Below are 8,415 nucleotides of genomic sequence, written 5' to 3' on the forward strand. Positions count from 1 at the left end.
GCTCGGCATGTTCGAGCTGACCGGCCTGCCGCCGGCCCCGCGTGGCGTCCCGCAGATCGAGGTCTCCTTCGACATCGACGCGAACGGCATCATGCACGTCACGGCCAAGGACCTCGGCACGGGCAAGGAACAGAAGATGACCGTCACCGGCGGCTCCTCCCTGCCCAAGGACGATATCCAGCGGATGGTGCGCGAGGCCGAGCAGCACGCCGAGGAAGACCGCCGCCGCAAGGAGGAGGCCGAGACCCGCAACCGCGCCGAACAGATCGTCTACCAGACCGAGAAGCTGCTGCGCGACAACGGGGCCAAGATCCCGGCCGACCTCAAGACCGAGACCGAAACCGCGATCGCCGACCTCAAGGACAAGCTCAAGGGCCAGGACACGGCGGCCATCCGCACGGCGACCGAGCACGCCGGCACCGTCGCGCAGAAGATCGGAACCGCCCTCTACGACGCCCAAAGGGCCCCAGCAGACGACGGCGGATCGGCATCAGACGCGGGGTCGTCCGGAACGGATGAGGAAGTCGTCGACGCGGAGATCGTCGACGACGAGAGCCAGAAGGGAGACGCCCGATGAGCCCACCGAAGTCTCCCCACGGACCGCGAAGGCAGCCGCCCCCCATCGTGATCAGGGACAGACGACGCATCGACCCCGTCACCCTCGAGCTCAGGGCATGCGACCATCCTCCCCAGCGCACCGAGCCCGGGGACGGTGAATTCGGAACGCCCGGCGGCGCCCCTGCCGCCGGGAGCACCACTGTGCAGGCACAGCTCGCCGAACGGACCGCCGACCTGCAGCGCGTGAAAGCGGAGTATGACAACTACCGCAAGCGGGTGCAGCGTGACCGCCTCGCGATACGGGAAATCGCGGTCGCCAACGTCCTGGGCGGGCTGCTGCCCGTCCTGGACGCCATCGACCACGCCCGCGAGTACGGCAACGTCGATCCGGGCCTGCGAGCGGTCGCCGATCTACTGGAAACCCAGCTCGCCACCCTCGGCCTTCAGGAAGTCGGGACCCCAGGAGAACCCTTCGACCCCACCCACCACGAAGCGATCTCCTACCAGCGGTCCGACGAAGTCGACCAGCCAACCTGCACCACCGTGCACCGGCCCGGCTACCGCGTCGGACAACACCTCCTGCGCCCGGCCCAGGTCACGGTGAGCGAACCGCCCGGACAGGAAGAGCCCAGCTGAGCCGGGCAGAACACCCTCAGCCGGCCGGCGGAGACACCCCCACCAGCGGCGGTGCGGACGGGCAGAACGCCCCCTCCGGCGCCAGTCCTCCGCCGCACCGGCCGACGGCGGCAATGACGCGAAGGGACGCATCCCCGCGCACACAACGTTCAGCTGACCCCAGCGGCAGAGGCTCGCTCACGGAGCTGGTCGGGCGCTCCGAGCTGCTCCGGCTGGAGGTGCGCTGTGGAGCCGAGCAGGGGCGCGCCCAGCCGTTCGGCCGGTGACTGGCCGTATCGGTGACCTTCTCTCGCGGGGTGCCGGCTGCTCCGTGGGCCGCCTGCAGGCGGCCAACCCAGTGGCGGCTGCACACCGCGCACGGTGAGGCGCCGACAGGCGTGTACGGGGAGCGAACAGCGATACCGTCGAGGGAGAAGTACTCCAGATACCGCCCTCTTCGTCACGACTGCTGGACGTCGTAGGGGGTACTCCAGTCATGCCGGCGCCGACCGCACGTAAATTCCACCCCCTCCAATACCATCTCGGTACTCGCATCCCCTCGCCTCCCTTCGGCTGCACCTTCTTATCGATATACTCGTGCCGGATTTCCTTGACAACATCACAGGCAGGTCTTATGACGGATGGAAGGAGAGGGATCGCTCCGGCTATTTCCGGAGGTGAGAGAAATGAGCGGCTCGCGGCCGTCGCGCGACCACTACACCGTCCTCGGACTCCGGGCTGGGGCATCACCGGAGCAGATCACCAGCGCCTACCGCACACTGATCCGCGCCCTGCACCCTGACGCGCGCCCGAGCGGCCCGCAGGCGGATGCAGAGCTCGCCGAAGTCATCGACGCCTACCAGACCCTGCACGATCCACTGCGCCGGTCCGTCTACGACGCCGAACGCGATCAGAAACGGCAGCCAGCCGGCCATCCAGTACGGATACCCGTACGAGTGAGGTCCGCGACAGGCACTGCGGCACGCCCGTACCCACAACCCGCGGCGCACCCTCGTAAGACTGCATACCCAGCCGCCTCACAGTCGCACGAAGACCCATTCGATCGACTCATGGCCTGGCTGCTTTACAGCATATAGCCCTCGCAATAACTAATGGATACGCATAGTCGTCGCCGGAATTCAGGGGCGTTGACACACCCCGCGTCGGCCTGAAGAGGCACCGGAGTGACGGCCGTCCGGCAATCCATTAGCTCTCCGGTATGGCAGCCGCCTGTCAGCGGGAGCATGAGGCGGACGGAGTGGATAGGCCGCCACTCTGCCTTGGCGCCGAAGCAAGCGCCGGCTATTGGCCTTCTGTGGGGTGGCGTAGGTCGGTTTCGGGCCGGAGCTCATGAGGGGTCTCGTGTCCGTCCTCGAACCGGACCCGGTGCGGCGGGCCGCCGTTGTCTCCAGATCACTCAACTCCATCCCCGAGGCCAGCCGGGCCGCGCCCCGCCGCGCGGCGGCGCGGGCGCAGGCTGCGGACGTCGCTACGGGCCGGGCGGTGCTGGGCTGCCCACCCGACTGCCCCAACCCCAGCGCAACAGGTACCTGATCTACGTGGCCCGCCGTTCACGGCGTGCCGGTGTGTATCACCCTGACTGACACGGTCGCCGCCGCCCTTCGAGATCCTGGACGCCGCGCAGCAGCGCTTCGGCCACGGCCGACACGAGCGCGGCACCGCGCAGACACCAAACGGCACCTGAGGGATCGTCGACCGGGCCCTGCCCGAGGACAAGAGCCCCGGACCTCGCATCTGGGGCTCTGCTGTGGCCGGCTGTTCACGGCCTTCGAGGAGTCAGTCCGTCTCGACGTAGGCGACCAGGACCAGGGTGCCGAGGGCGGTCGGCACGTACAGGATCCGGACACCTCCCTCGCGATGTTTCCGGATCGCACCGTGCTTCGACAGCACGCCGACTCGGGATTCCTGGAGATGGCCACCAGTACGGGGTCGAGCCGGAGGCGTTCGGCCTCCGTCATCCTCTCGACCTGGTCCTGCGCCACGTCGTAGAAGACGATGCGGACGCGCCGGGGCGCGTGGCGCCCCCTCAGGCGACGGGCGACATGGGAGCGGCGTCGTCGAGCGGAGGCTGCCCGAGGTTCTCGCGCAGGTCCTCCCAGGAGGTGACGGCGTCCAGGTCGACGCCCTCACCGGCCAGGCGCTCCAGGACGTAGGCGATCTGCGGATCGCCGTCAGCCATCTCCCGCGCGTCGGCCCGCAGGGCCTCCTGCTCGGCCGGGTCGAAGACGATCCGCCTCGCGGCCTCCAAGTCGTACGGTGGTGGCGCTTATGGCCGGTGACGAGCCGGTAGAGACCGTGCCGCTCGGCATGCGGCCCGTCGGTGGCACCTTCGCCGTGTCATTCAGGCAGGCCGCGGCAGGGGGTGGACAGGGGAGACGTCCGCTCCGTCGCTTACCAGACGAAGGCGGGGGAAAGTGCGTGATATGGAAGCGCGGACTCTGTCTTCCCGGATTCTCCCGGACCCTTTCGGAGCGGACCTCAGCTGCGCGGAGGCCCGGGCGTCCGCCCGCGACATCCTGGCCGGTCTGAATCCGTCCCCGGCCAAGATGAACGACGTGCTGACTGTGGTGACCGAGATGATCTCCAACGCCGATCGTCACGCCGGCGGCGCCACCGCACTCCGGATCACCGCCCGGTCTGGCACTGTCACCGTCGAGGTCTCCGACCGCTCAACCTCCCCGCCCCGGATCCAGCCCTGGGCACCGGATGAACCCGGCGGTTTTGGGTGGCGGCTGGTCAACCAGCTCGCCGCCACCGAAATTCATATCCACCATGACGGCAAGACCGTCACAGCTGTGCTCACTGCCGCCCAGACCGCCAGACCTGACCCTACCGGCGCTCAGCCGACCTGCTCGTCGCACATCTCGAACCGGTGACGCGCTCCGGTCAGATCGAGCAGGCGGTGTAGCTGGTCCGGCAGCGGACCCGCCACAGCCAGCGGATGGGCGTTGCGCAGACGGATCAGGGTGTTGAGGAACGACGAGTCGGCGAAGGTCACGTTCTTGACGTCGATCACCAGCAGCTTCGCGCTGGTCGCCTCGCGGTCACAGGTGGCCTGCAGCAGGCCCACCGTGTCCTGATCGAACTCTCCTGCGCAGGCCACCACGCGCACGCTGTCCGCCTCGGCACGAACCGTCACCCTTGGCCACTCCCTACGGACCTCCGGCCCTGCTGTCCGGCGCACGCACACCGCCTACCACCTGCACCGTAGGGGGTACTCGATCGGAACGACAGCACGCCTGAAACCACGACAGCCAGCCGCGGGCCCAAGATCGGGCGCACGCCCGGCGGGCAGGCCCTCTGCGGAACTCGCCTGCGCGAAGGCTGGGGAGCGGATAGCGACAGCGGCAGGTACGCGTGCCCGGCAGGCTCTCCACCTGGCGTGCTGCCACGCGGGAGGCCTCAGGGCGCCGCGCCTGGCCAGCCAGGGGCTCGGCATCGTGGCCCGGCTCAACTCGTGGGGTGCCGCCCCGAAGCCAGAGCGTCGGCAAGCCACGCCGCCGGATCGCCGGTGACCTGCTGCACGGAGCGTCCGGCCGGCCAGGTCGAGATCCCGTCGTCCAGCCACCGCGGGACGACGTGAAAGTGCAGATGGGGAACAGACTGCTCCGATCCCGGGCCGCTGGCGCTGAGGATGTTCACGCCTGAGGCGCCCAAGGCGGTCCGCGCCGCCTCGGCCACCCGCTGGACCAGCACTGTCACCAGGGTAAGGACCTCGGGCGGGGTCTCGAAGACGTCCGCGTAATGGCGCGTCGGGACCACCAGGGTGTGACCCGGCGCCAGCGGGTTCAGAGGGGTGAAGGCGCAGGCCGTCGGACCACGCTCCACCCAGCTCGCGGTGCCTTCACGGATGAGTCCACAGAAAATGCAATCCATGCGACCGACCCTGCCAGACGCGGAGGGCCACTCTGCAACCAGTTCGAGGACGGCCCAAGGCTTCACGGATGACGGGTGCTCGGCATGCAGGCGTCCACCTCGCGGACCCGCTCCTGGCGAGGTGTGACAAGCCCGGCGAGCTGCGCCCGCTTGGCCCCGGGCCTGACCCATGAGGACGGCGGCCATGCGCTTGGCGTGGCACCCTTCGGCAGTCCACGGCGGTCAGAGCGGGGCAGCAGCGGAGGCAGGGTGGCAAGGTCCGCCCCGACGTGGCCGTCGTCCCCGGCGCTCGAAGTCGACACGGCCCGCCCGAGGGGGAGCTGGTCGGCGCGGTGACCGACGCCGCCGAGCGCGCGCCCTGCCCGGCGTCAGCGCGGCGCTCGAGGGGTGGGTCACTGCGGGCGGACGAGCGGTTCACTCGTTCGGGGGTCGGACCAGTCCGCCGGCCGGGGGCTGCCGAATGACGGGTGTGAGCAGCTTCCGCAGCCCCCTCTCCCGCGCCGCGACGGGCGCACTGGCCGGACTTCTGGCCGCGTTCACGGCTCTGGCCGTTGCCGAGCTGGTCGCCGGTCTGGTGCGGTCGGCGGCCGGGCCGGTGACCGTCGTCGGTGGCGCCGTGATCGACCGGACGCCCGCCGCGGTGAAGGACTTCGCGATCCGCACATTCGGAGAGGACGACAAGGCCGTCCTGCAGCTCGGGATCCTCGTTCTTCTCGCTGTGCTCGCCGTCGGCCTGGGGATCCTCGCTCTGTCTCATCGACGTGCCGGGGCTGCGGGGGTGCTGTTCTTCGGGATCCTCGGCGCCGTAGCCGCCCTGAGCCGCCCCGACTCCAACGGCATCGGTGCCGCACTGCCTTCGATCGCCGGAACGGTTGCAGGCGCCCTCACCCTGTATGTGCTGGCGTCCAAAGCCGTTCCCGCGGCGACCCCGGCTGGCGCAGACGGCGAGGGCGGCACCCGCGGGTGGAGCAGGCGCGGGTTCCTCGCCGCGGCCAGCGTGACTGCCGCCGCGGCAACCTCGGCAGGCGCACTGGGCCGGTTCTTCAGCGGGCGGGAAGGCCAGGGAGCTGTAGCCTCCCGCGAGAGCCTGGTCCTGCCGGCTCCGGCCTCCCCGGCGCCTGCTGTCCCGGCCGGAGTCCAGCTGAAGGTTCCCGGCATCAGCTCCTTCACCACCCCCCATTCCGACTTCTACCGCGTCGACACCGCCCTGACGGTTCCAAAGGTCGACGCCGCAACTTGGCGGCTGCGCCTCCACGGAAAGGGCGTCGCCCGTCCCCGTACCTACACCCTCGGGCAGCTCCTGGCCCGGCCGCTGATCGAACGCGACATCACGTTGACCTGTGTCTCCAACGAGGTCGGCGGCCCCTACATCGGCACCGCCCGCTGGCTCGGCGTGCCCCTCGCAGACCTCCTCGAGGAGGCCGGCGTGCGGCCACCGTCCAAGGGCGGCACAGCGGACCAGCTGGTGGCCCGCTCGGTGGACGGGATGACGCTCGGCTCACCGCTCGAGGACGTCATGGACGGCCGGGACGCGGTCCTCGCCGTCGGCATGAACGGCGAACCCCTGCCGTTCGACCACGGTTTCCCCGTCCGCATGCTCGTCCCGGGTCTGTACGGATACGTGTCGGCCTGCAAGTGGATCACCGACATCGAGCTCACCACCTTCGACGCCTACGACCCGTACTGGGTCAAGCGCAAGTGGTCCCGCCGGGCGCCGATCAAGACGCAGTCACGCATCGACACGCCCAAGCCCTTCGCCCGACCGGCCGCCGGCACCGTCACCATCGGCGGCGTCGCCTGGGCCCAGCACCGCGGCATCAGCCGCGTCGAGATCCGTGTCGACGACGGGCCCTGGCAGGACGCCGACCTCGCCACCCAGGCAGGCGTCGACACCTGGCGCCAGTGGTCCTACCGCTGGAACGCCACACCCGGCGGACACACCCTCACCGTCCGCGCCACCGACGGCACCGGAGCTGTGCAGACCGAACAGCGCGCTCGCACCATCCCCGACGGAGCGAGCGGCTGGCACAGCGTCTTCGTCACCGTCCCGTAGACCCCCGGGCCGGCTCGTGTCAGAGCCGGCCCGGCAGCACCATCCCTCAACCCTCAACCAGACAGACGCTCAAGGGGAGCAACCCATCATGAACAGCATGAAGATCCGCCGTACCGCGATCGCCGTCGCCGCAGCCTCCCTGCTGCCCTTCTCCCTGGCCGCGTGCTCCGACTCCGGCAGCGACACCAAGGCCGCCCCCACCGCGGCCGCCGGCGACGAGGGCAAGACCGGCGCCAGCACCCCGATGGACGACACGACGGGCGGCGACAAGCCGTTCGGCCCGGCCTGTGCCGGCGTGCCGCAGGAGGGCGCCGGTTCCTTCGACGGCATGGCCAAGGACCCGGTCGCCACTGCAGCCTCCAACAACCCGGCCCTGTCCACGCTGGTCGCCGCGGTCAAGCAGGCCGGCCTCGTCGACACGCTCAACAACGCCAAGGACGTCACCGTCTTCGCGCCCACCAACGACGCCTTCGCGAAGATCCCGAAGGCCGACCTGGACAAGGTGCTCGCCGACAAGGAGCAGCTGACCAAGATCCTCACTTACCACGTCGTCGGCCAGAGGCTCACCCCCAAGCAGTTGGAGAACGGCAGCTTCGAGACCCTGCAGATGGGCATGGTCACCACGAAGGGCTCCGGCGAGGCGTACAAGGTCAACGACACCTCCCATGTGGTCTGCGGCAACGTCAAGACCGCCAACGCCAACGTCTACATCGTCGACACCGTCCTGATGCCCAAGTAACCGCATCGATCCCGCAACGGCCGGTGGCCCCGCATCCCCCCAAGGACGCGGGGCCACCGGCGTGGCCGGCCCCTGTGCGTGGATCCTCCGGCTGACCCGGCCCAGCACAGTGGTCTCCCGTCAAGACCACGGTGCGCGGGCCGGGCGCCCAGGTGCGCTGCTACTTCTGGTTGATGGGCAACGCCAGGGCGGTGACCTGGGACTTGGCCGGGAAGGCACCCTTGCTCGTAGCTTTGCCGGTCAGCACGTCGACCGCATAGAGACGGTGGGAGCCGCCGGTGCCGATGGCGGCGAAGCCGTGGTTCGTGCCAGCCGTCGGGTTGTAGTAGATGTCGAATCCGGCATCGAGGGCGGCGTCCACACCGAGGCTGCCGGTGGGGGCGAGAGTGCCGGCGTTCGCCGGGGACTAAGGGGAAATCCGGTCGGCCACGTGTCGAGATCGAACAGGGTCGCCGCGGTCGCGGCCCTGGTGGGGCGGGCGGGCCCTGGTGGGACGCGACGGCCTGATGGGGCGGGCGGGCCCTGGTGGGACGCGACGGTCCCGGTGGGGCGG

10 protein-coding genes are annotated in these 8,415 nt (G+C 69.8%); 6 read left to right on the forward strand and 4 right to left on the reverse strand.

Features of this window, described 5'->3' with window-relative positions; all coding sequences use genetic code 11:
• From IH80_RS0137435 to IH80_RS43245, 3 genes are all read left to right on the forward strand, one after another.
• Positions 1–577: Hsp70 family protein (locus tag IH80_RS0137435; protein ID WP_030966357.1), on the forward strand; the 577-nt coding region annotated here is incomplete at its 5' end.
• 182 nt (positions 578–759) lie between these two features.
• Entirely contained in the window at positions 760–1,194 is a 435-nt protein-coding gene (gene grpE, locus IH80_RS40250; RefSeq protein ID WP_037882235.1) for a nucleotide exchange factor GrpE, read from the forward strand.
• A 665-nt stretch (positions 1,195–1,859) separates the two neighbouring features.
• Complete coding sequence (locus IH80_RS43245) at positions 1,860–2,270, forward strand: J domain-containing protein (RefSeq protein WP_078906958.1); 411 nt, start codon at positions 1,860–1,862, stop codon at positions 2,268–2,270.
• A gap of 950 nt (positions 2,271–3,220) precedes the next feature.
• Here the strand turns inward: IH80_RS43245 and IH80_RS0137455 are convergent.
• Positions 3,221–3,442, reverse strand: a complete 222-nt coding sequence (locus tag IH80_RS0137455; protein ID WP_030966362.1) for a hypothetical protein — start codon at positions 3,440–3,442, stop codon at positions 3,221–3,223.
• Positions 3,443–3,617: 175 nt separating this feature from the next.
• Between IH80_RS0137455 and IH80_RS41615 the strand changes: the two genes are divergently transcribed.
• Positions 3,618–4,070 (forward strand): ATP-binding protein, encoded by a 453-nt coding sequence (locus IH80_RS41615; RefSeq protein WP_030966363.1) that lies wholly within the window; start codon positions 3,618–3,620, stop codon positions 4,068–4,070.
• Here IH80_RS41615 and IH80_RS41315 read toward each other — a convergent pair.
• Both IH80_RS41315 and IH80_RS0137475 read right to left on the reverse strand, forming a co-directional pair.
• Positions 4,034–4,333 (reverse strand): STAS domain-containing protein, encoded by a 300-nt coding sequence (locus IH80_RS41315; RefSeq protein ID WP_051810348.1) that lies wholly within the window; start codon positions 4,331–4,333, stop codon positions 4,034–4,036. The genes IH80_RS41615 and IH80_RS41315 overlap by 37 nt on opposite strands.
• Positions 4,334–4,644: 311 nt before the next feature.
• Complete coding sequence (locus IH80_RS0137475) at positions 4,645–5,070, reverse strand: HIT family protein (RefSeq protein ID WP_030966364.1); 426 nt, start codon at positions 5,068–5,070, stop codon at positions 4,645–4,647.
• Positions 5,071–5,530: 460 nt separating this feature from the next.
• Here IH80_RS0137475 and IH80_RS0137480 point away from each other — a divergent pair, with 460 nt between their 5' ends.
• Both IH80_RS0137480 and IH80_RS0137485 read left to right on the forward strand, forming a co-directional pair.
• Positions 5,531–7,123 (forward strand): molybdopterin-dependent oxidoreductase, encoded by a 1,593-nt coding sequence (locus IH80_RS0137480; RefSeq protein WP_030966365.1) that lies wholly within the window; start codon positions 5,531–5,533, stop codon positions 7,121–7,123.
• An 88-nt stretch (positions 7,124–7,211) separates the two neighbouring features.
• Positions 7,212–7,862 (forward strand): fasciclin domain-containing protein, encoded by a 651-nt coding sequence (locus IH80_RS0137485; RefSeq protein ID WP_030966366.1) that lies wholly within the window; start codon positions 7,212–7,214, stop codon positions 7,860–7,862.
• A gap of 160 nt (positions 7,863–8,022) precedes the next feature.
• Here the strand turns inward: IH80_RS0137485 and IH80_RS43250 are convergent, their stop codons facing one another.
• Complete coding sequence (locus IH80_RS43250) at positions 8,023–8,223, reverse strand: DUF4394 domain-containing protein (RefSeq protein ID WP_030966367.1); 201 nt, start codon at positions 8,221–8,223, stop codon at positions 8,023–8,025.
• Positions 8,224–8,415 lie beyond the last annotated feature (192 nt).

The organism is Streptomyces sp. NRRL S-378 (assembly GCF_000720645.1).
Taxonomy (GTDB): domain Bacteria; phylum Actinomycetota; class Actinomycetes; order Streptomycetales; family Streptomycetaceae; genus Streptomyces.